The organism is Candidatus Methylomirabilota bacterium, from assembly GCA_003104975.1.
Lineage (GTDB): Bacteria > Methylomirabilota > Methylomirabilia > Methylomirabilales > Methylomirabilaceae > Methylomirabilis.
This window is the reverse complement of the sequence record PQAM01000010.1, coordinates 613,934-633,805: the sequence shown is the minus strand read 5'-3', so window position 1 is coordinate 633,805 and position 19,872 is coordinate 613,934. Positions and strand designations below refer to the sequence as shown.

Sequence of the window (19,872 nt, the reverse complement as noted above, 5' to 3'; positions counted from 1 at the left end):
GGCGCGAGATTCCCATTACGGCATGAGACTTCGAACATCGACCGGCGTCTCCTCATTCTCATTCTCGCCCTTGCCTTTCCCACCGATGGCCACTCCGGCAACCCGGTAGAAGTTGTACTCGGGATACTTGCCGGGGCCGCTGATCAACAGGTCTGCCTTCTCGTAGACCAGGTTGCGTCGATTGTATTCGCCCATCTCAATGTCGGGGGTGAGTTGGATCGCGTAGGTGGGACACGCCTCTTCGCAAAACCCGCAAAAGATGCAGCGCGAGAAGTTGATGCGGAAAAACTGCGGGTATCGTCTGCCGTGCTCGTCCTCCGTGGCCTGAAGCGAGATGCAGTCCGGCGGGCATGCCGCGGCGCAGAGGTAACAGGCCACGCAGCGCTCGCCGCCGTCCGGGTCACGGGTGAGAACGATTCGCCCTCTCCACCTGGGCGGCAGGTAGGGTTTCTGCTCCGGGTACTGGACCGTAACCCGCCGTCGAAGGGCGTGCACACAGACGCGCCACAGAGTTTTCACAAGGCTGAGCATCGCGCACCACCCATTGTCATGTCCTCGAACTCAGCGCCAGCACAATGCCGCCCGTGACGATCAGGTTCAGCAACGCAAGCGGCAGCATGACCTTCCATGCGAACGCCATGAGCTGGTCGTAGCGCGGCCTCGGAAGCGCGGCCCGAAGCAGGATGAAGAAACAGACGAAGACGAAGGTCTTCAGCAGGAACCAGACGAGCGGCGGCAGCCAGGGGCCCAGCCACCCGCCAAAGAAGAGTGTCACGATCATGGTTGATATCAGGGTCATCCCGAGATACTCACCCACAAAGAACATCCCGAACTTCATGCCGGAGTACTCTGTGTGAAAGCCCGCGACGAGCTCGCTTTCCGCCTCGGGCAGATCGAACGGCAGACGGCGCGTCTCAGCGATGCCCGCCACAACGAAGACGAACAGGCCAAGCGCCTGCGGAATACAGAACCACAGATCTTTCTGGGCGTCCACGATGCTGCGCAGATCAAACGTTCCGGCCAGCATAACCACCCCCATCACCGAAAGCCCCATGAAGACCTCATAGCTCAGCATCTGCGCTGACGCGCGCAGCCCTCCCAGGAGGGCATACTTGTTATTGGACGCCCAGCCCGCCAGAACGATGCTGTAGACTCCGAGCGACGACATCGCCAGGAAGAACAGCAGCCCGATGTTCAGATCCGTCACGCCGATGCCCGGCGCGATAGGCACGACCGCGAACGACAGCAGCACGGCGACCATGATCACAGCCGGCGCGAGAATGAAGACCGCCTTCTCGGCGAATGGGGGAACCCAGTCCTCCTTGGCGAACAGTTTGATCGCGTCGGCCGGCACCTGCAGCAGGCCGAAGGGCCCGACACGGTTCGGACCGTACCGATCCTGCCAGAGCGCCAGCAGGCGCCGCTCGAGCCAGATCAGGAACGCAGCCGTGGTGAGCGCCCCGATGAGCACAGCGACGATATTCGCGCCCGATCGCATCAGTTCATTCATGCCGACTCGGCTTTCACTATCCTACCCCACGCAGGCAGGTCGATCCCGATCAAGCCGGGCACGCCGACAGGGAGTCCGGCTAACCCAACAGGCAGCGACGCATTGAGGATCACCGGCAGGCGGTAACCAACCTCGCCCAGGACCAGGTTCACCTCCTCACCAGGACCGGCATCGAGCGCTACGGCATCGGTAGGATTCAGCGCCAGATAGGGCCGGGGCGCGCGTTCCGCCACGGCAGGGGCCAGCATGCTCAGCTCCTCGGTCCCGAAGATGTGAAAGAACGGCGCCACCAGCCACGCATCGCTCCTGCGCTCGAAGGCTCGAGGAGGGTCGCTGAAGTAGCGCGCTGTTCCATTCCCGGCCGGCTCAAGCAGCCGTACGCCGGGATCTCCACCGTGTAATGGGCCACCCACCTCGCTCTGGAACTTGTTGACCGACTGAACGGAGTTCCAGCCTGGCGCCCAGAAGAACGGGATGAGCGGGGACGGCGGTTCACCCGGGTACCCTTCCATCGAAAAGGCGAAAGGCGAGTCGGGATCGTCGGACGCCTTCGGCTCGTGAACGCTCACTTGGGCGTGCATGGCCGTACGGCCGCTGTACCGGGCCGGCTCGCGCGGAATCTTCTGACCCGCCATGCGAAAGTCAGCCGACGGCGCCGCCTCCCGGAGCCGCTTGAACGCCGGCACGGTATGCGCGCACGCAGCAACAATCTCGTCCAGGGTCCGCCAGACGGGGCCGTCCGCGCGGCCAGCGGCTGTCAACAGATCGCGAACCCATTTCCAGCTTTCCTGAATCTCCCCATCCGGCGTCATGACGCTATAAAAGCGTTGAGCGCGTCCTTCACTGCTGAGCAGTGTGCCGCTCGTCTCGGCAAACGTCGCGGCCGGGAGCGTGACGTCGGCTTTTGAGACAGTCGCGTGGTCCAGGTGATCGATCACAATAATGTTGCGGACCGTGTCCAGGAACGCGTCCACAGCGACAGCATCGGCCCGCCGGTAAAGATCGTTCTCCAGAACGATGACCGTATCCGCCCGTCCCTGCTGCGCCATTTCGAAGGCCCGACCGAGACTGTCGCCGCCCATGAGCGCAAGACCAAGGCTGTTGCACTCCGGCATCGTGAAGCACAAGCCGGCGGGCCGGCCTTTCCCGCACAGGGCCCAGGCCACGTTGGCGGCAGCCTGGATCACGGGCTCGCTCCCACAACCGATCCCGGAGATCACAAGCGGACGTGCGGCGCTCGCTAACGCCTGCGCAATACGCCTGGCCACAGGTCGCAGTTCTGCCGGCAGATCAGGCACTGGTGGAGCGTCGTCGCTCACCTCGTGAGCGACCGCGAACCCGAGCCGGGCCAGATCGTCAGGGGCTGCCCGATAGCTCTCCGTCGTCACGTCGTCCAGTCCCGTGCTGCTTGTGGCGGCGAGGAACAGCGGCCCGTTCGCGTGCTGGATCGCTGTCCGGACGGCAGCATCGTGCCACACGGGGATGCGCAACGCGTCGGCGATCTTCATCGGCGCTTGCCGCACCGATTGGCGAAGGGCCAGCGCCAGTCGCGGCGCCGTGTTGGTCACGTCCTCACCCAGCACGAACACGGCATCGGATAGCTCAATGTCCCGGAGCGACGGCGATCGCGCCGGCCCGTCTTGCAGAATCGCGACGATCGCGGACAGCAGGCGCACGTCCCGTTCGCAGATGCCGACAGAAAACTGGTCCGGACCGACGAGGGTACGCAATGCAAAGTTCGCTTCGATCGAGGCCCGAGGCGATCCGATCCCGATCACCCTCGACCGATCTGAAAGAAGCCGGACCAGATGCGGAAGGATGCTGTCCTTGGAGATAGGCTGCTTCTCCTCACCGCGCCCGGTGCGGAGCATCGGGCGGCGGATCCGGCGCTCACTGTTTACGCACTCGTAGCCGTAGCGCCCGCGGTCGCACAGGAAATAGCCGTTGACCTCGCCGTTGTAACGGTTGCGAATGCGTCGCAGCGTACCGTAGCGCTCGCCCGGGATTGTGTTACAGCCCAGCCCGCAGTGGACGCAGATGGAGGGAGCCGTCTGAAGATCCCATTTGCGGGTGTAATGACGCTTCAGGGTCTTATCGGTGAAGACCCCTGTGGGGCAGATCTCCACCAGATTGCCGCTGAACTCGTTTTCCAGCACCCCGTCCTCATGACGGCCGAAGTAGACGTAATTGCGCGCGGCAAAGACGTCGAGGTCCCGGCCTCCCGCATAATCCCGATAGAAGCGAACGCACCGGTAACACTGGATACATCGATTCATTTCATGATTGAGAAAGGGGCCGAGGTACTGATTCCGGTGTGTTCGCTTCTTGAACCGACAGCGGCGATAGATATGACCCGTCATCACCGTCATATCCTGCAGGTGGCACTCGCCTCCTTCATCGCAGACGGGACAATCGTGCGGGTGGTTCTCCATCAACCACTCGATCACGCCGGCCCGGAATGCTGCCGCCTCCGGATCGTCGATCGAGATATGTGTTCCGTCGACGGCCGGCGTCATGCAGGCCATGACGATCCTGCCCTTCGTGTCCTCCTCATCCTCGAACTGCTTAATGGCGCATTGGCGACAGGCGCCCACTGAGTTCAATGCCGGGTGCCAGCAGAAGTACGGAAGGTCGAAGCCCAGCGACAGGCAGGCGTGCAGAAGATTATCGCCGGCATCAACCTCGTACGGCAGCTTGTCGATGTAGATCACGGCCATCGGCTATCTCCACGGGCAACGCCTCTCGCGGATATGCCGTTCGAAGTCTTCGCGGAAGTATTTCAGGGCGCTCCCGAGCGGCTCCATAGCGCCGGGAGCAAGCGGGCAGAATGTCAACCCCGGACCAAGGAACTTGGTGTGGAGAGCCAGCCGCTCCAGATCGCCTGCCTGTCCACTCCCCTCTTCGAGCGCCTGAAGGATCTTGGCCGTCCACGGCAGTCCCTCACGGCAGGGCGTGCACCACCCGCACGATTCCTGCGCAAAGAAAGCCTCCAGATTCCCTACAAAGCCGACCGGACAGGTCCGATCGTCCAGAATGATCATCGTACCGGTGCCCATCCGGCTCCCGGCTTTCGAGACCGACTCAAAATCCATCTTGACATTGAGGTGTGCTTCGGTAAGGAAATCGGTTGAGGCGCCGCCGGGCAGCAGACCATGAAATCTGAATCCGTCGCGCATACCCCCCGCATGCTCTTCAAGGAGCGCCCCGATCGTCGTACCCATCGGCAACTCCCACACGCCCGGCCGCCTGACCCTGCCACTGACGCCATAGAGCTTGGTCCCGCTGTCGCGTGTATCACTCAAGCCTTTGAACCACTCGACCCCATTGTTGACGATGTGAGGGATATTGCAAAGTGTCTCGACATTGTTCACAACGGTAGGCTTGCCCCACAGGCCGGAGATCACCGGATGAGGAGGCTTGTATCGCGGCGTGGCCCGCTTGCCTTCGAGGGCATTGAGCAGGCCCGTCTCCTCACCGCACATATAGCGGCCGGCGCTGATGTGCACATGGAGTTCCAGATGATAGTCGGACCCGAGGATGTTCCTGCCAAGATAGCCGCCCGCGTAGGCCTCAGCGATGGCTTTGGTCAGGAGCCGCTCCGCCTCCCGATACTCCCACCGCAGAAAGATGTAGGCCACCTCAGCCTCGATGGCGTATGAGCCGACGATCATGCCCTCGATGAGTTGATGCGGATTACCTTCGAGGAGGAGGCGATCCTTGAAGGTTCCCGGCTCCATCTCATCGGCATTGGCGATAAAGTACTTGGGTCGAGGCGCCTCCTCACCCATCGGCACAAAGCTCCACTTCAGACCGGTGGGGAAGCCGGCCCCGCCGCGCCCGCGCAAGTTGGAGTCCTTTACCAGCGCGGTCACGCCTTTGGGTGTCATATCACGAAGGGCCTTGCGGACCGCCGTATACCCCCCTGCCCGTTCGTACCCCTTCAGGTCAGGAGGCGGCTCACCGGGCCTGATGTTCATGGTCAGCGGTCGTTCGTTCCCCATCTCCCTTTCCCGGCGTGCCCGCGCAGCCGTACTGGTGAAGGATCGGGTCCAGCGTTGCTGGGCTCACGTCGCCATAGAGGTCCTCATCGACCATCATCGCAGGCGCATGATCACAGGCGCCAAGACAGACATTCGGAAGCAGCGTGAACCGGCCATCGGCGCTCGTCTCCCCGAATGCGATTCCAAGCCGGGCCGTTACCTGTTCGCGGAGACGCTCATATCCCATGATCCAGCAGGAGATACTGTTGCAGAGCAGGATCACGTGCGTCCCCACGGGCTTTCGAAAGATCAGGTTATAGAATGTTGCGACGCCATCAAGCTCGTCCGTCGTCATCTGCAGCAGCCGAGCCAGCTCCTTGAGATCATCATCCGAGACCCAACTGTGATGTCGTTGTACGATCTGCAACGCCTCGATGCACGCGCCCCGCCTCTGCGGGTAGCGCCGTGTCGCGGCCTCGATCGTCTGCTCAATCTCCTTGGGAAGCATCATGCCCTCTCCTCAATCGCCGGGCCACGCATGCCTCATCGGTCCACATCCGCCAGCACGTAATCGAGGCTGCCCAGGATCGCCAGCAGATCAGGAATCATCATCCCGCGACTGATCAGCGGGATCATCTGCAGGTGCGGAAACGACGGCGTCCGGATACGTACCCGGTAGGCAATCGTGCCGCCATCGCTGACCAGGTAGTAGCCGTTGTTGCCCTTGGTCGCCTCGATACCGACGAACGCCTCACCCGGCGGGATGACCGGCCCCCAACTGACGCTGAGGAAGTGCGCGATGAGCGTTTCGATATCGTACATCGTGCGCTCTTTACGGGGCGGGGTCGCGAGGGGATGCGCCGACTTGTACGGGCCAGGAGGCATGGCATTCAGGCATTGCTCGACGATACGCAGGCTTTGTCGGATCTCCTCGACCCTGACGGTCGCTCGGCCGTAGCAGTCGCCGCGTTTCGCAGTCGGAATCGCGAACTCGAACTGGTCATAACCGGAATAGGGTCGCCTCTTGCGAAAATCCCACTCGAATCCACAGGCCCGCAGATTAGGACCGGTGACGCCCCAGTCAATGGCCTCGTCCGGGGTATAGCTGCCCACGCCCTGGGTGCGGGCCTTGAAGATCCGGTTCTCCATCACGAGACTGTCATATTCGGTCAGCCGCCGCGGCATGTATTCGACGAACTCCCGCACCAGTCGGTCCCAGCCCTTCGGAAGGTCTTGCGCCACCCCTCCGATGCGGAACCAGCTCGGATGCATCCGACCGCCGGTGATCGCCTCGACGATGTCGAAGATGCGCTCCCGATCGTTGAACATGTAGAACACCGGCGAAAGCGCGCCCACATCCTGGGCGAAGGTGCCATACCAGACCAGGTGGCTCGCAATCCGGAATAGCTCCGCCATCATGATCCGGATCACCTTCACCCGATCGGGTACTTCGATCCCTGCCAGCCGCTCCACGGCCAGGACATACGCCAGATTATTCATGACCCCGCCGAGGTAGTCCACCCGATCAGTGTAAGGGATGAAGGTGTGCCACGACTGCCGCTCCCCCATCTTTTCCGCTCCCCGATGATGAAAGCCGATGTCGGGAACGGCATTGATGATCTCTTCGCCGTCAAGCTGGAGCACGATGCGCAGGACGCCGTGGGTTCCGGGATGCTGCGGTCCCAGGTTGAGAAACATGAACTCCGTGTCCTCGTCGCGGCGCTTCAACCCCCACTCCTCCGGCCGGAATTGCAACGCCGCCTGCTCGACCTCCTCCTTCTCCTCCGGCAGGCGAAAGGGGTCCATCTCGGTAGCGCGAGCGGGATGCTCCTTGCGCAGCGGGTGCCCCGTCCAGGTGTCGGGCATCAGGATTCGTTTCAGATGCGGATGACCCTCGAATCGAATGCCGAACATATCCCACGTCTCGCGCTCGTACCAGTTCGCCGATGGCCAGATATCGGTTACCGTGGGACAGGAAAGGGAATCGCCTTGGAGCGGGACCTTCAGCCGGATATCCTGGTTTCTTTCAAAGGAGAGGAGATGATAGACCACGGTGAAGTCGCTCTTAGGCTGGCCCCGGCGAGTCTTTCGAGCCCGCTCGTCGATGGCGGTCAGGTCATACAGCATCCGGTACGGGCGATTCACCTCTGCCTTGAGGTAGCGGAGAACGGACCGGATCGCCTCACGAGCGACCCACACGGTGGGAATCTCATCTCGCGTCTGTTGCACCGCGATGACCGCCGCCGCGTCACGTGTCTTCAACTCATCGGTAATCACGCCTTCCGTAGCCATCAGCGGCGTCACTCGTCTCGAACTGTCATGGGGCCTTCGGGTGTGATCGGTCAGACGTCATTCGGTGCGCGCAGCACGGTGGTCCGCTGTCGCGCAGCACGGTTGCCGTCGCGCATGGACGGCAGCGGCGGTCGCGTCACCGATTGTGGCCCCACCATCCAACTCAGCGGCCGACGCTCGGCGCCTACAGCCTGCTGCAGGAGGAGCAGGCCCTCCATAAAGGCCTGCGGCGACGGCGGACAGCCCGGCACATAGACATCGACCGGCAGGAACTTGTCCACCCCCTGAACGACGCTATAGATGTCGTACATCCCGCCGGAGTTGGCGCATGAGCCCATGGAGATCACCCAACGAGGCTCCATCATCTGCTCGTACAGGCGCTTGACAATCGGCGCCATCTTGATGAATACGGTGCCGGCGATGACGATGACATCCGCCTCTCTGGGGGTACCGCGAATAACCTCGGCGCCGAAACGAGCGATGTCGTATTTACTGGTGATGCTGGTCGCCATCTCTACGAAACAGCACGACAGGCCGAAGTTGAACGGCCAGATCGAGTTCTTCCGGCCCCACGCCAGGAGGTCCTGCAGACGGGCCAGGATGAAGCAGCGGCGGACCTCTTCATCGAACGGCGCGTCGCCGCCCCACCCCGACGGCTGTGAAACGCCCGCTTGACTCATGCGCCAGCTCATCAGCCTACCCTGCTTCCGGCGAGCGTGTCGGCCGCCGCCCAAGCGGTCCCCAATCGAGCGCACCCAGGCGCCAGAGATAGACGAGCGCAGCAATCAGGACGCCGACAAAGATCAGGATCTCGACGAACCCTGTCCAGCCCACATCGTCTAGTGCTATTGCCCAGGCGAACAGGAACACCGCCTCCACGTCGAAGATCACGAAGCATACGGCGACAAGGTAAAACTTGACAGAGAGCCGCACGCGCGCGGATCCCGTTGAGAGGATACCGGACTCATATGGCTCCCCCGTCGAGGTCTCGCTGTGACGTTGGCCCAGCAGGGCGGAGAGGCCGATCATCGCGCCAACGACCGCGATCACAGCCGCACAATACAGGGCGAATGGCCACACCGGCTCCATGCTCACCTCCACAGCCCTCCTGCCCCTCCCACTCCTCAACTGCCCTTTACCTGGCAGCCGACACCACATCAGGCATGGTGTCTACTCGACAACCCATACGGTAATGCCCTGTCCTCTCTTGATCAACTCGTCTCCCACATGATGCTGAAACAGCCCCTTCAGCCCGGGAAGCGACTCTCGACCGACGACAACGGTACCGCACCGCGATGCGCGCGCCGTCTCGAGGATCTCCCGCACTACCTCCTCCCCGCTCGTCGATGTGCACAACTGGGTCTCCACGCCTGAAATCGGCATTCCAGCCTTTCGGAGGATCCACTTGGCCCGGGCAAGTACGGGCCGGGCAGCGTTTTCTGCCTGATCAAGCCATCGGGTCTGCGCCGCGTGCTCCGCCGCTTCACGTCTCTCCTCCTGCTCCGGATTTTCAGATCCGCCACACTCAAGCAGCGCGGGAGGCACAGAGGGGAGGACGTGAACCAGTCGCACACGAAATCCACTTCGACGTCCGATCATTGTCGCGACATAGGTTACAGCCCGACTGGACGCCTCTGAGTCATCTACCGCCACGAGAATCCTTTTGCTCTGGTCCATCAGTATGCTCCTGCTCGCAGCACATCATTCATACACGCGCCACCCCGACAGTTGAGTGTCGGTGTCGCCGGTTTTGTTTACCCAGCCTCTCACGTCAGCGACCTACCATTATTGTATACGCGGCAACACCCCAATATGCTGTGAGAGGTCTCACATATCCTACAAGCTGTCGTATTCGCCAGTGTCGCCGACTGACGGGCGACCGCGTCCACATCAGCAGGCACAGGAACCTCCACACAAAGACATTCAACCGGTTACGACCGGGTTGGACCAGCCGCCTGGCGGCGCGAGTAATTCGGCTTCCGCCGGCCCCCAGGTCTTCGGTGCATATTCGCGTGGCGGCGTCTCAACGTTCAGCGCCTGATCAACGATGCGCCAGGCCTCCTCGACGTAATCCTCGCGGGCGAACAATGTAGCGTCCCCCGCCATCGCGTCGGTGAGGACGCGTTCGTAGGCGTCCATCTCCTTGGCGAATGGATGGCGGCTCGCCAGCAGCTCCGAGAGCAGGCTCTGCGATTCTTCAAGGGGCGAGGTAACATTCAAGCCGAAGGCCAGCACGATATCGGGACTGATCCGCAACCGAACGTAGTTCGATTGCAGATCGTACTGCTCGTACATCGTTGGCGGACGTCGCAACCGGATGACAATCTCGGTGCAGGTGACGGCGAGGCATTTACCGGCGCGGATATAAAAGGGAACCCCGCGCCACCGCCAGGAATCGACCTCCAGCTTGAGAGCGGCAAACGTCTCCACTCTGGAATCCGACGCCACGCCCGCCTCGTTCCGGTAGTCTCGAAACTGTCCGCGCACCAGATCCGACGGCGCGAGCGGCGGAATGGCCTTGAGTACCTTCACCTTCTCGTCTCGGATCGATTCACTATCGGTGCGCACGGGCGGTTCCATCGCCAGATTGGCCAGGATATGAAACAGATGGTTTTGCACCACGTCGCGGATCGCGCCGACCTGCTCGTAAAACACCCCCCGGCCTTGCACACCGAACTCTTCCGCCATGGTAATCTGCACGCTTTCGACGTGGGAACGATTCCAGAACGGTTCCAGCATCGCGTTGGCGAACCGGAAGAACAACATACTGTGCACGGGCTGCTTACCGAGGTAGTGGTCGATGCGAAAGATCGCGCTCTCGGTGAACGTGTTGAGCAGAATGTGATTCAGGGCCCGCGCCGAGGACAGGTCGCGGCCGAAAGGCTTTTCGATGATGACGCGCGCGTTAGCGGTGTCGCCCATTCGGGCCAGTTGTTCCACCACCGCACCGAACGCCGCAGGCGGGATGGCGAGGTAATAGGCCGGCCGCTGGGCCCCGCCTAACTCGCGACGCAAGGCCTGAAACGTCTCGGCATCGTTGTAGTCGCCGTCCACATAGCGCAGGTAAGAGCACAGTTGCTCAAAGGCGGCCGGGTCCAATCCACCGTGTCTCTCCACACTGTCCTTCGCCCGAGCCTTCAGTTGGTCCAGGTTCCAACCTGATTTGGCGACGCCGATGATCGGTGCCCGGAGCGTCCCGCGCCTGACCATCGCCTGCAATGCCGGGAAGACCTTCTTGTAGGCCAGATCGCCAGTGGCCCCAAAAAACACCAACGTGTCCGAACGAAAAGCGTCGGGGTTCACGGTTGTGTTGCCTCCGGTTGTTCCAGATGCCCGCCGAAGCCGAGGCGCATGGCCGAAAGCAGTGTGTCCTGACAATCCGCTTCGCCGCGCGAGGCGAACCGTGCGTAGAGCGCGGCGGTCAACACCGGCACCGGCACACCCTCATCCCGCAGCGCCTCTCCGAATGTCCGTGCATTCGCCGATCTCGGCCACGTGATCCAGAGCAGCCGCGCCACGGTCTCCTTCAGTCTTGTTTTCCTACCCATGAGCGTGTCCGCCTCGAGAATTGACGCTTGCCTCATCGCTGCCACAGGATCTGGGCGGCTTCCAGGGGAACAGCGACGCCGTCGTGATACGGGACGATCCTCGCGGTGTAGTCGCTCGCCGGCCGGCTTGCCGGCAACGTGGCGCGGTACACACGGCCGCTGACCGCGCCCACCAGTTGTCGGACACGTTGCATGGCGTGCAGGGACGGCGGTTCTCCGTCAGCGCTGTCGGCGTAGAGTTGCACCCGCACGGTATCCGGATCGAGATCATCGAGGTACACATGCACCTCGAAATCATGCTGCGCCCCGTTGGTGTCGATCGTTACGTCGCCAAATCGCAGCGCGGCCCACTTGTCTGCAAGCGTGCGCTGCCACTCGAACATCTGCCGGCCCCCGGCGCCGTTGTCGGCAGCGCGCGCCCGGTAGGCCGTGGCGGCCGGCAGGTAGTGCTGTTCCGTGTACTCACGTACGGCGCGCCCGGCGGCAAACCGCGGCGTCAACTGCGCCATGCTTGCCCGCATCCGCGCGACCCACGCCCCGGGCATGCCGTTCGCGTCGCGGGTGTAAAACGCGGGGATCACCTCGCGTTCGAGCAGGGCGTACAACGCCTCCGCTTCGGCCGCGTCCCACGTCGGATCGTCGTTGTGCTCCCGGCCGTCGCCCAACGCCCAGCCGACTTCTGGCGTATAGGCTTCCGCCCACCAGCCGTCCAATTCCGACACATTCAGGCCGCCGTTGACAAGCACCTTCATGCCGCTCGTGCCGCAGGCTTCCCACGGTCGCCGGGGGGTGTTGAGCCACACATCCGCCCCTTGCACCAAGCGCTCGGTCAACAGCATGTCGTAATCGCTCAGGAAGATCACATGCGGCCGCACGTCGGGCCGCCGGATGAACCGGATCCATTCCCGGATCATGGCCTGCCCAGCCAGGTCGGCCGGGTGGGCCTTACCGGCAATGATCAGTTGCACTGGACGCTGCGGATCGGCCAGCAGGCGCAGCAGCCGTTCCGGGTCGTGCAGCAGCAGGTTGGGCCGCTTGTAGGTCGCGAACCGGCGGGCGAAGCCGAGCGTCAAGGCGTCCGGATCCAGAAGATGCTGCGCCTCGGCCACGGCCGCGGGCGGCGCCCCGGAGGCGATTAATTGGCGGGCCAATCGTTCGCGCACGTATTCGACAAAGGTCTTGCTGGCAGCCGCGCGCATCTGCCAGAGCTGCGTATCGGAGACGCGGCAGAAGTCCTCCTCCAAGGTGTCCGTCATGCCCAGCCAGCGGCCCTTGCCGCAGGTCTCGGTCCACAGCGCGTCGGCTGCCGCCGAGTCCCAGCTTGGGACGTGGATGCCGTTGGTCACGTGTTGCACCGGCACTTCGGCCTGCGGCCAGTGGGGAAACAACGGCTGAAAAAGGCGCCGGCTCACCGTCGCGTGGAGCCGGCTCACACCATTAATCGCGCCGCTGCCGCGGATCGCCAGGTACGCCATATTGAACTCCTCCGTCGCGTCATTGGGTTGCCGCCGACCCAATGCCAGCAGCTCCTGCACCGAAATGCCAAGCTGCATGCGGGCGTACCGGCTCAGGTATTGCTCTATGAGCGCCGGCGCGAAGCGGTCGAACCCGGCCGGCACGGCGGTATGCGTGGTAAAGAGGTTGCCGGCGCGCGTGACGGCCAACGCCGCAGCGAAGGGCTGACCGGTCTCGTCCATGCACGTCCGAACGCGCTCCACCACGGCAAAGGCCGCATGCCCTTCATTCAGATGACAGACCTCCGGTCGGAGGCCGAGCGCGCAGAGCAGCCGCCAGCCGCCGATGCCGAGCAGCAGCTCCTGCTCCAAGCGCAGCTCCGGTCCGCCGCCGTACAATTCGCTGGTGATCCCGCGATGCGTCGGGGAGTTCGCTGCGTCATTGGTATCGAGCAGGTACAACGTCACGCGGCCGACCTGGACCTGCCAGGCCCGCAGCCACACCGAATAACCGGGCAAGGCGATCTCCAGGCGCAACCACTCGCCGTTCGCTTCGCGCACCGGCGTGATCGGCAATTGCCCGGGCTCGTTGTAGGGAAAGAGCGCCTGTTGCGCCCCCTCTGTGTCGATCACCTGCCGAAAATAGCCTTGCTGGTACAGCAGTCCCACGCCCACGACCGGCACGCCCAGGTCGCTGGCGGCCTTGAGCTGATCGCCCGCCACATTGCCCAACCCGCCCGAGTAGATCGGGAGCGCTTCGCTCAACATAAATTCCATACTGAAATAGGCGACGCAGGTCAGCGGCGACTGCGGGTGCTGTTGCTGGAACCACCCGGGCGTCTCCGCCGCCTGGCGCTTGGCGCGCACCAGGCCGGCCACCGTGTCGCGAAATGTAGGGTCGGCCATCGCGCGCGCGAGGGTGTCCCGCGACACCGTCTGCAGGACAACCCAGGGGTTGTGGGTCAGCTCCCACAGCGCCGGATCGAGCCGCTGCCACACCTCGTCGGCAGCATGATTCCAGGACCAGCGCATGTCGAGCGCCAGCTCCCGCAACGCATCCGCCCCGACGATATCGACGGACGAACACGGGTCTCTGGGATCGCACGATGTCTCAGGCGTGCTCATATGCCCTCCTTGGGCAGCGCAACATTCACCGTCTTGCCGACGATGACTTGCGCCTCTTCGAGGATGCGCCGCAGGTGATCCGGCCCCCGAAAGCTCTCGGCGTATATCTTGTACAACTCCTCCGTCCCCGAGGGCCGGGTCGCGAACCAGCCGTTCTCGGCGATCACTTTCAGGCCGCCGATCGGCGCGCCCGTGCCCGGCACCGTGGTGAGGATCGCCTGGATCTTCTCGCCCGCCAGTTCCTCGAACTCCACCTGTTCGGACCTGATGTTCTTGAGCCGCTCCTTCAGTTCGGGCGTCGCTGGGGCGTCCAATCGCTCGTAAGCCGGCGCGCCGAATTCCTGCGTGAGCTCCTGGTACATCTCGCCGGGGTCGCGCCCGAGCCGCGCCGTCATTTCCGCCGCCAACAACGCCGCGATGATCCCATCCTTGTCTGTAGTCCAGACCGTTCCATCGCGGCGGGCAAACGACAGCCCCGCGCTTTCTTCGCCGCCGAACCCGAGCGAACCGTCACGCAGCCCTTCGACGAAATACTTGAATCCGACCGGCGTCTCGTACAGCTTGCGCCCCAGCCGGGCCGCCACGCGGTCCATCATCTGGCTGCTGACGATGGTCTTGCCCACGGCCGCCTCCTTCGACCAGGCGGGCCGGTGCTGGAACAGATAAAAGATCGCCGCCGCCAGATACTGATTCGGCTGGAGCAGCCCGGCGCTGCGCGTCACGATGCCATGCCGGTCATGGTCGGTGTCGCAGGCAAAAGCCACCTCAAACCGGTCCTTCAGCCCGATCAGCCGTTGCATGGCATCCGGCGACGAGCAATCCATCCGAATCCGGCCGTCCCAGTCCAGCGTCATAAACCGGAAGGTCGGGTCAACAACGTCGCTGACGATCTGCAGATTCAAGCCGTAACGGTCGGTAATCGGCTGCCAATAATGCACACCCGCGCCGCCCAGAGGATCGACTCCCAACCTGATCTTCGCGTCACGAATGACCTCGACATCAATCACATTGCTCAGGTCGTTGACATAGGTTGCGCGGTAGTCATACCGGTGCGTCGTCGCTGCGCATCGGGCCCTCTCGTACGGCACTCGTTTCACGTCGCGCAGACCGGTTTCGAGATACGCATTTGCCTGCCGCTCGATCCAACCCGTGATCTCGGTGTCGGCCGGCCCGCCGTGCGGCGGATTGTATTTAAACCCGCCGTCCTCGGGCGGATTGTGCGACGGCGTGATCACAATGCCGTCGGCCAAACCGGTTGTGCGCCCGCGGTTGTAGGTGAGAATCGCAAGGGAAATCGCCGGCGTGGGCGTGAACTCATCCGGGCCGGCAATCATAACCTCGACCTCGTTGGCGGCCAGCACCTCCAGCGCGCTCACCCGCGCGGGCACCGACAACGCATGCGTATCCATGCCGAGGAAGAGCGGGCCCTCGATATGCTGCGCGCGACGGTACTGACAGATGGCCTGTGTGATCGCCAGAATATGCGCCTCGTTGAACGACTGCTCGAACGCCGAGCCGCGGTGCCCCGACGTGCCGAACGCCACGCGCTGAGCCGGCACAGCCGGGTCCGGCGCCTCGGAATAATACGCCGTGATCAGCCGCGGGACGTTCACCAGCATACTGAGATCGGCCGGCCGGCCGGCTTGCGGACTGTGCTTCATAGCCTCTCTCCCCTGATACGTTGGATCACAACCTTCGCGACCATCATCTGCTCGTGTGGTTTCGCCTCGCGTTCGACGCCGAGACGCGTCGGTCCGCGTTACAGACAAGGGTACGGCCGACCCACATGAGATCGATAGCGTGTATGCGACGCATGGAACGTTTCTTTGTCCCTCCACGCTGTCTATACCGGCGTATGCGTGACATGTTCGGCAGCATCCTGTTCCGGCAGGCGGTCAGCGGCCAACCGTCCGGCGGCATCAAGGCGATCGAGCAGCATGTAAAAATAGACCAACCCGGCGTACGGTTGCCATCGTGCGGTGAGCCGGCGCACGTCGGTGTAGGCCAACGGTCGTCTCAGGCCCAGCCAGCGCCGCAGGTTGTTGCGGGCGCCGACGTCGTCACCGGGACACACATTCAGCCGTCCGAGTCCTCGTAGCAGTGCGTACTCGGCACTCCAACGCCCGATGCCCTGAAATCTGACCAGACGCTCCACGACGGCGTCGTCGTCCGGATCGTTCAGCGCGTCCCAATCGATCTGTTCACCCACGCACGCGCGGGCCAACGCGATCAGCGACGAACCTTTTTGCCGGCTGAAGCCGAGGCGCCGCAATGTCGCCGCGCGTAGGGGCGCTACGTCTTCGGGTCGCGGGAATGCGTAAACGATCTCACCAGCGCCCTCAACCGTAAGGCCGCACTGCTCCGTCAGTCGGTTCAACAGCAGCATGCCAACCGACAATGACATCTGTTGGCAGGCGAGGGCGTTGGCCAGGGTTTCAAACATCGTCGGAAACCGCGGCGGTTTGAGTCCGCGAAATCGGCTAACCAGCGCCTGCAGTTTCGGGTCGGCTGCCGCGCGCCGATAGAACGGCGCCAGGTTGATGCGCAGCCCCAGCAGGCGCTCCAGGGACTCCCTGACCGTCGCCTTCGCGTCGGTTTCGATTCGCGGACCCGTAAGCGTGACCCGCAGGCGCGGCGAATCTAACGAGCCGACCTGCGCGACGGCGACTTCGACGGCGCTGCCCTTCACTACCAGCGCCCGCCCATAGACCCGACCATTCCAACGATCCATCACGTTGTGCGGCCGTCGTCTCAATGCCCAAGCCGTCAGATCCAGGCGAAACGGTGCGACCGGCCGCAGCCAGAACGTGGCAGACGCGCTCACAGTCATTCGCGCCTATTCACACATAGCCGACCGCGCCGACCTGCGCGCACGGCAGTCTTGGTCACGCTTCAATGGTCAGCTCCCGCGACCCGCGATCGACGCGTCATCACTACGACTCGGCTGCGTTGATTGTGCGTCGGCCACGCATCACATGTTGGCGAGTTCCCCAAAGTATTCTTCGTCCTCATTATATCCGCCTTCGCCACGGCGGACATCCCTGCGTCGCGCTCCCCGGCATTTCTTTTTGCGATGATATCCTCCCATACCCTCATATTCTGTGAGAGGTCTCACAGGACTCTCGCCACGTTCATGCTATGTTTCAATTATGGATTTCTGGCGTGACTTCCATGGACCGAACGCGGCGTACGTACTGGAGCTGTATGAACGGTATCGGCAGGATCCCGATTCAGTCGACGCCGCCACCAGAGCGTACTTTGCTCACTGGACGCCACCTGTAGATCGCGCACCGCCCATTTCCGCGCTTACCCTGGACAAGATTGTCGGCGTTATTCATCTCACCCAGGCCATCCGAACCTACGGCCATCTCGCGGCGCAGCTTGACCCGCTGGGTCGCGGGTCAACCGGTGATCCCTCGCTCGAGCCGGCTTTTCACGGCGTCACCGAGGAAGACCTCCACTCGCTCCCGGCCGGCCTGATCGGCGGCCCGGTGACGGAGGGATCGCGTACCGCCTTCGAGGTCGTGCAGATCCTCCGCACGATCTATACCTCCGGCATCGGTTATGATTATGGCCAGATCCGGGTTCCGGAGGAGCGAGACTGGCTGCGAGACGCCGCTGAATCCGGCCGGTTCCGACCGCCTAACGACCCCATCGACCAGGAGGCGCTGTTGGAGCGTCTCACGCAGATCGAAGCCTTTGAGCAGTTCCTGCATCGCGTCTTTCCAGGAAAAACACGCTTTTCGCTCGAGGGCCTGGATATGCTGGTGCCGATCCTGGATGAAGTCATCGGCGGCGCCGCGGAATCCGGCATCCGGAATGTCATGATCGGAATGGCGCACCGGGGTCGGCTCAATGTGCTGGCCCATGTCCTGAACACCCCCTACAGCCTGATCCTCGCGGAGTTCCAAGACCCGATGCGGGGACGCAACTTCACGATCCGCGAAGATCTGAGCTGGACCGGAGATGTGACCTACCATATGGGAGCGCGCCGCGCGCTCAAGGAGGGTCGGCCGATCAACGTCGTGGTCTGTATGCCGCCCAATCCCAGCCATGTGGAATCTGCCAATCCTGTAGTGGAGGGCATGGCCCGGGCCGCCGGCACCCGTGTGAATCAGGCGGGTCCTGGCCGCTATGACCCCGCCGCAGCCTTGCCGATCCTTATTCATGGCGACGCCGCCTTCACCGGCCAAGGGGTAGTCGCAGAGACGCTCAATCTGTCCCGATTGCCGGGCTATCACACCGGCGGCACCATCCATCTCATCGCCAACAACCAGTTGGGCTACACCACCGATCCCAAGGAATCGCGAAGCACGCTGTATGCCAGCGATCCGGCAAAGGGTTTTGAGATTCCGATCGTTCACGTCAATGCCGACGATCCGGAAGCCTGCATTGAGGTGGCCCGCCTGGCCTTCGCCTATCGCAGGATATTCCGAAAGGATTTCCTCATCGATCTGATCGGCTATCGTCGCTACGGTCACAACGAGGGCGACGAGCCTCGGTTCACCCACTCGCTGATGTATGCCGTTATTGACAATCATCCCACCGTCCGCGAGCGGTGGGCTGAGACGCTGTTGAAGCGGGGCCGCGTGACGGGCGACCGGACGGCCCTACTGACGCAGCGCCGGATGCAAGAGCTTCAACGTGTGCTGGAGTCACTGCATCCTGAGGCAGACCTGGCCCAGCGGCAACCCGAGGCCCCACCTCGCGGCATCGCCCGTCGGGTTACCACTGCCGTGCCCGCCCAGCGCCTGCGCGACGCGCATCAGGCGCTGCTGCAGGTGCCGCAAGGCTTTACGCTTCATCCGAAGATCGAGCGCGCCATGCAGCGGCGGCGTAACGTCCTGGATAATCTCGATCAGCCGAGCATCGATTGGGCCGCCGCCGAACAACTGGCATTTGCGTCGATCCTGGAAGACGGCATTGCGATCCGACTGACGGGCGAGGATGTCGAACGCGGCACATTCAGTCAGCGTCACGCCGTCTTCCATGACATGAAGACAGGCGACACCTACACGCCGCTGCAGGCGCTCCCCCAGGCGACCGCCGCCTTCGACGTCTTCAACAGCCCGCTGACCGAGAACGCCGCCATAGGTTATGAATACGGGTACAATCTCCAGGCGCCCGACCATCTGACCATCTGGGAGGCGCAGTACGGTGACTTTGTCAACGGCGCGCAGATGGTGATCGACGAGTTCGTCGCGTCCGCCAGGGCCAAGTGGGGTCAGACCCCTTCGTTGGTCCTGCTGCTTCCCCATGGGTATGAAGGTCAGGGGCCGGACCACTCCAGCGCTCGAGTCGAGCGCTTCCTTGAGCTGGCAGCCGAGATCAGCATCCGGGTGGCCAACTGCACGACCGCCGCTCAATACTTTCACCTGCTGCGGCGGCAGGCTGTTCTGTTGCGGACAGATCCCTTGCCGCTCGTGGTATTGACTCCCAAGAGTCTGCTGCGCCACCCGCTCGCCGGTGCATCTCTCCGGGACCTGTCCGAGGGAGGCTGGCAGCCGGTGATTGATGACGCCACGGCCCGGCAACGCTCCGGAGCAGTGCGGCGGCTGATCCTGTGCAGCGGCAAGCTCTACACCGATCTGGTGACCAGTGAACTGCGAGCTCACACTTCCGCGGTCGCCATTGTACGCATGGAGCAACTGTATCCTTTCCCTGCAGACGATCTCCAGGCGATACCGGTTGCCTATCCCGGCCTGGAAGAGGTAACCTGGGTTCAAGAGGAGCCGGAGAATATGGGCGCCTGGACATACGTGCAGCCCCACCTCCACGAATGGCTCAAGGGGCGCTGGCCTCTGCGCTACATCGGCCGGCCACCGAACTCCAGTCCCGCGGAGGGCTCGGCCGCCTGGCATGCCGCACACCAGAAGCTCTTGATCGAGCATGCGTACGACCTCACGGCAAAAGCCGTCCAGGATCTGATCATCTCGTCGGAGAAGACATAGGCGCGGAGAAGG

The 19,872-nt window shown here is 63.0% G+C and carries 14 protein-coding genes and 1 pseudogene; 1 reads left to right on the top strand and 14 read right to left on the bottom strand.

What is annotated here, in order from left to right; translation table 11 throughout:
* Window positions 1-15 precede the first annotated feature (15 nt).
* The 14 genes and pseudogenes from C3F12_09935 to C3F12_09870 form a co-directional block, all read right to left on the bottom strand.
* Window positions 16-531 (bottom strand): NADH-quinone oxidoreductase subunit NuoI, encoded by a 516-nt coding sequence (locus C3F12_09935; protein PWB46341.1) that lies wholly within the window; start codon window positions 529-531, stop codon window positions 16-18.
* A 16-nt stretch (window positions 532-547) separates the two neighbouring features.
* Complete coding sequence (locus tag C3F12_09930; protein ID PWB46340.1) at window positions 548-1,510, bottom strand: NADH-quinone oxidoreductase subunit NuoH; 963 nt, start codon at window positions 1,508-1,510, stop codon at window positions 548-550.
* Window positions 1,507-4,227 carry an NADH-quinone oxidoreductase subunit G gene (locus tag C3F12_09925; GenBank protein ID PWB46339.1) on the bottom strand — a complete coding sequence of 907 codons (2,721 nt, stop codon included), beginning with the start codon at window positions 4,225-4,227 and terminating at the stop codon, window positions 1,507-1,509. Before C3F12_09925 ends, C3F12_09930 begins: the two co-directional genes overlap by 4 nt.
* 3 nt (window positions 4,228-4,230) lie before the next feature.
* Window positions 4,231-5,511 carry an NADH-quinone oxidoreductase subunit F gene (locus C3F12_09920; GenBank protein ID PWB46338.1) on the bottom strand — a complete coding sequence of 427 codons (1,281 nt, stop codon included), beginning with the start codon at window positions 5,509-5,511 and terminating at the stop codon, window positions 4,231-4,233.
* Window positions 5,468-5,998, bottom strand: coding sequence for an NADH-quinone oxidoreductase subunit NuoE (locus C3F12_09915; protein PWB46428.1), 531 nt, complete (start codon window positions 5,996-5,998; stop codon window positions 5,468-5,470). Before C3F12_09915 ends, C3F12_09920 begins: the two co-directional genes overlap by 44 nt.
* A 35-nt stretch (window positions 5,999-6,033) precedes the next feature.
* Complete coding sequence (locus C3F12_09910; protein ID PWB46337.1) at window positions 6,034-7,782, bottom strand: NADH-quinone oxidoreductase subunit C/D; 1,749 nt, start codon at window positions 7,780-7,782, stop codon at window positions 6,034-6,036.
* 50 nt (window positions 7,783-7,832) lie between these two features.
* Window positions 7,833-8,474, bottom strand: coding sequence for an NADH-quinone oxidoreductase subunit B (locus C3F12_09905; protein PWB46336.1), 642 nt, complete (start codon window positions 8,472-8,474; stop codon window positions 7,833-7,835).
* A 4-nt stretch (window positions 8,475-8,478) separates the two neighbouring features.
* The gene (locus C3F12_09900) at window positions 8,479-8,871 is read right to left on the bottom strand and encodes an NADH-quinone oxidoreductase subunit A (protein ID PWB46427.1); all 393 of its coding nucleotides are present in this window, start codon (window positions 8,869-8,871) and stop codon (window positions 8,479-8,481) included.
* A gap of 81 nt (window positions 8,872-8,952) precedes the next feature.
* Window positions 8,953-9,459: a hypothetical protein gene (locus C3F12_09895; protein PWB46335.1), complete on the bottom strand. Its 507-nt coding sequence runs from the start codon at window positions 9,457-9,459 to the stop codon at window positions 8,953-8,955.
* Between the two features lie 246 nt (window positions 9,460-9,705).
* Window positions 9,706-11,055 (bottom strand): glucose-6-phosphate dehydrogenase, encoded by a 1,350-nt coding sequence (gene zwf / locus C3F12_09890; protein ID PWB46426.1) that lies wholly within the window; start codon window positions 11,053-11,055, stop codon window positions 9,706-9,708.
* Between the two features lie 26 nt (window positions 11,056-11,081).
* Window positions 11,082-11,243 (bottom strand): annotated as a pseudogene (locus C3F12_09885) (6-phosphogluconate dehydrogenase (decarboxylating)).
* Window positions 11,244-11,362: 119 nt separating this feature from the next.
* Window positions 11,363-13,909, bottom strand: coding sequence for a DUF3417 domain-containing protein (locus C3F12_09880; protein PWB46334.1), 2,547 nt, complete (start codon window positions 13,907-13,909; stop codon window positions 11,363-11,365).
* Window positions 13,906-15,570 (bottom strand): alpha-D-glucose phosphate-specific phosphoglucomutase, encoded by a 1,665-nt coding sequence (locus C3F12_09875; protein ID PWB46333.1) that lies wholly within the window; start codon window positions 15,568-15,570, stop codon window positions 13,906-13,908. Before C3F12_09875 ends, C3F12_09880 begins: the two co-directional genes overlap by 4 nt.
* Window positions 15,571-15,752: 182 nt before the next feature.
* The gene (locus tag C3F12_09870) at window positions 15,753-16,739 is read right to left on the bottom strand and encodes a DNA-3-methyladenine glycosylase 2 family protein (protein ID PWB46332.1); all 987 of its coding nucleotides are present in this window, start codon (window positions 16,737-16,739) and stop codon (window positions 15,753-15,755) included.
* A 319-nt stretch (window positions 16,740-17,058) separates the two neighbouring features.
* Here C3F12_09870 and C3F12_09865 point away from each other — a divergent pair, with 319 nt between their 5' ends.
* Window positions 17,059-19,860, top strand: a complete 2,802-nt coding sequence (locus tag C3F12_09865) for a 2-oxoglutarate dehydrogenase E1 component (GenBank protein PWB46331.1) — start codon at window positions 17,059-17,061, stop codon at window positions 19,858-19,860.
* Window positions 19,861-19,872: the final 12 nt, after the last annotated feature.

Bases quoted from the DNA above. Each gene is read 5' to 3' on its own strand.
- C3F12_09935 (PWB46341.1), bottom strand. From the start codon at position 531: ATGCTCAGCCTTGTGAAAACTCTGTGGCGCGTCTGTGTGCACGCCCTT.
- C3F12_09930 (PWB46340.1), bottom strand. From the start codon at position 1,510: ATGAATGAACTGATGCGATCGGGCGCGAATATCGTCGCTGTGCTCATC.
- C3F12_09925 (PWB46339.1), bottom strand. From the start codon at position 4,227: ATGGCCGTGATCTACATCGACAAGCTGCCGTACGAGGTTGATGCCGGC.
- C3F12_09920 (PWB46338.1), bottom strand. From the start codon at position 5,511: ATGGGGAACGAACGACCGCTGACCATGAACATCAGGCCCGGTGAGCCG.
- C3F12_09915 (PWB46428.1), bottom strand. From the start codon at position 5,998: ATGCTTCCCAAGGAGATTGAGCAGACGATCGAGGCCGCGACACGGCGC.
- C3F12_09910 (PWB46337.1), bottom strand. From the start codon at position 7,782: ATGGCTACGGAAGGCGTGATTACCGATGAGTTGAAGACACGTGACGCG.
- C3F12_09905 (PWB46336.1), bottom strand. From the start codon at position 8,474: ATGAGCTGGCGCATGAGTCAAGCGGGCGTTTCACAGCCGTCGGGGTGG.
- C3F12_09900 (PWB46427.1), bottom strand. From the start codon at position 8,871: ATGGAGCCGGTGTGGCCATTCGCCCTGTATTGTGCGGCTGTGATCGCG.
- C3F12_09895 (PWB46335.1), bottom strand. From the start codon at position 9,459: ATGGACCAGAGCAAAAGGATTCTCGTGGCGGTAGATGACTCAGAGGCG.
- C3F12_09880 (PWB46334.1), bottom strand. From the start codon at position 13,909: ATGAGCACGCCTGAGACATCGTGCGATCCCAGAGACCCGTGTTCGTCC.
- C3F12_09875 (PWB46333.1), bottom strand. From the start codon at position 15,570: ATGAAGCACAGTCCGCAAGCCGGCCGGCCGGCCGATCTCAGTATGCTG.
- C3F12_09870 (PWB46332.1), bottom strand. From the start codon at position 16,739: ATGACTGTGAGCGCGTCTGCCACGTTCTGGCTGCGGCCGGTCGCACCG.
- C3F12_09865 (PWB46331.1), top strand. From the start codon at position 17,059: ATGGATTTCTGGCGTGACTTCCATGGACCGAACGCGGCGTACGTACTG.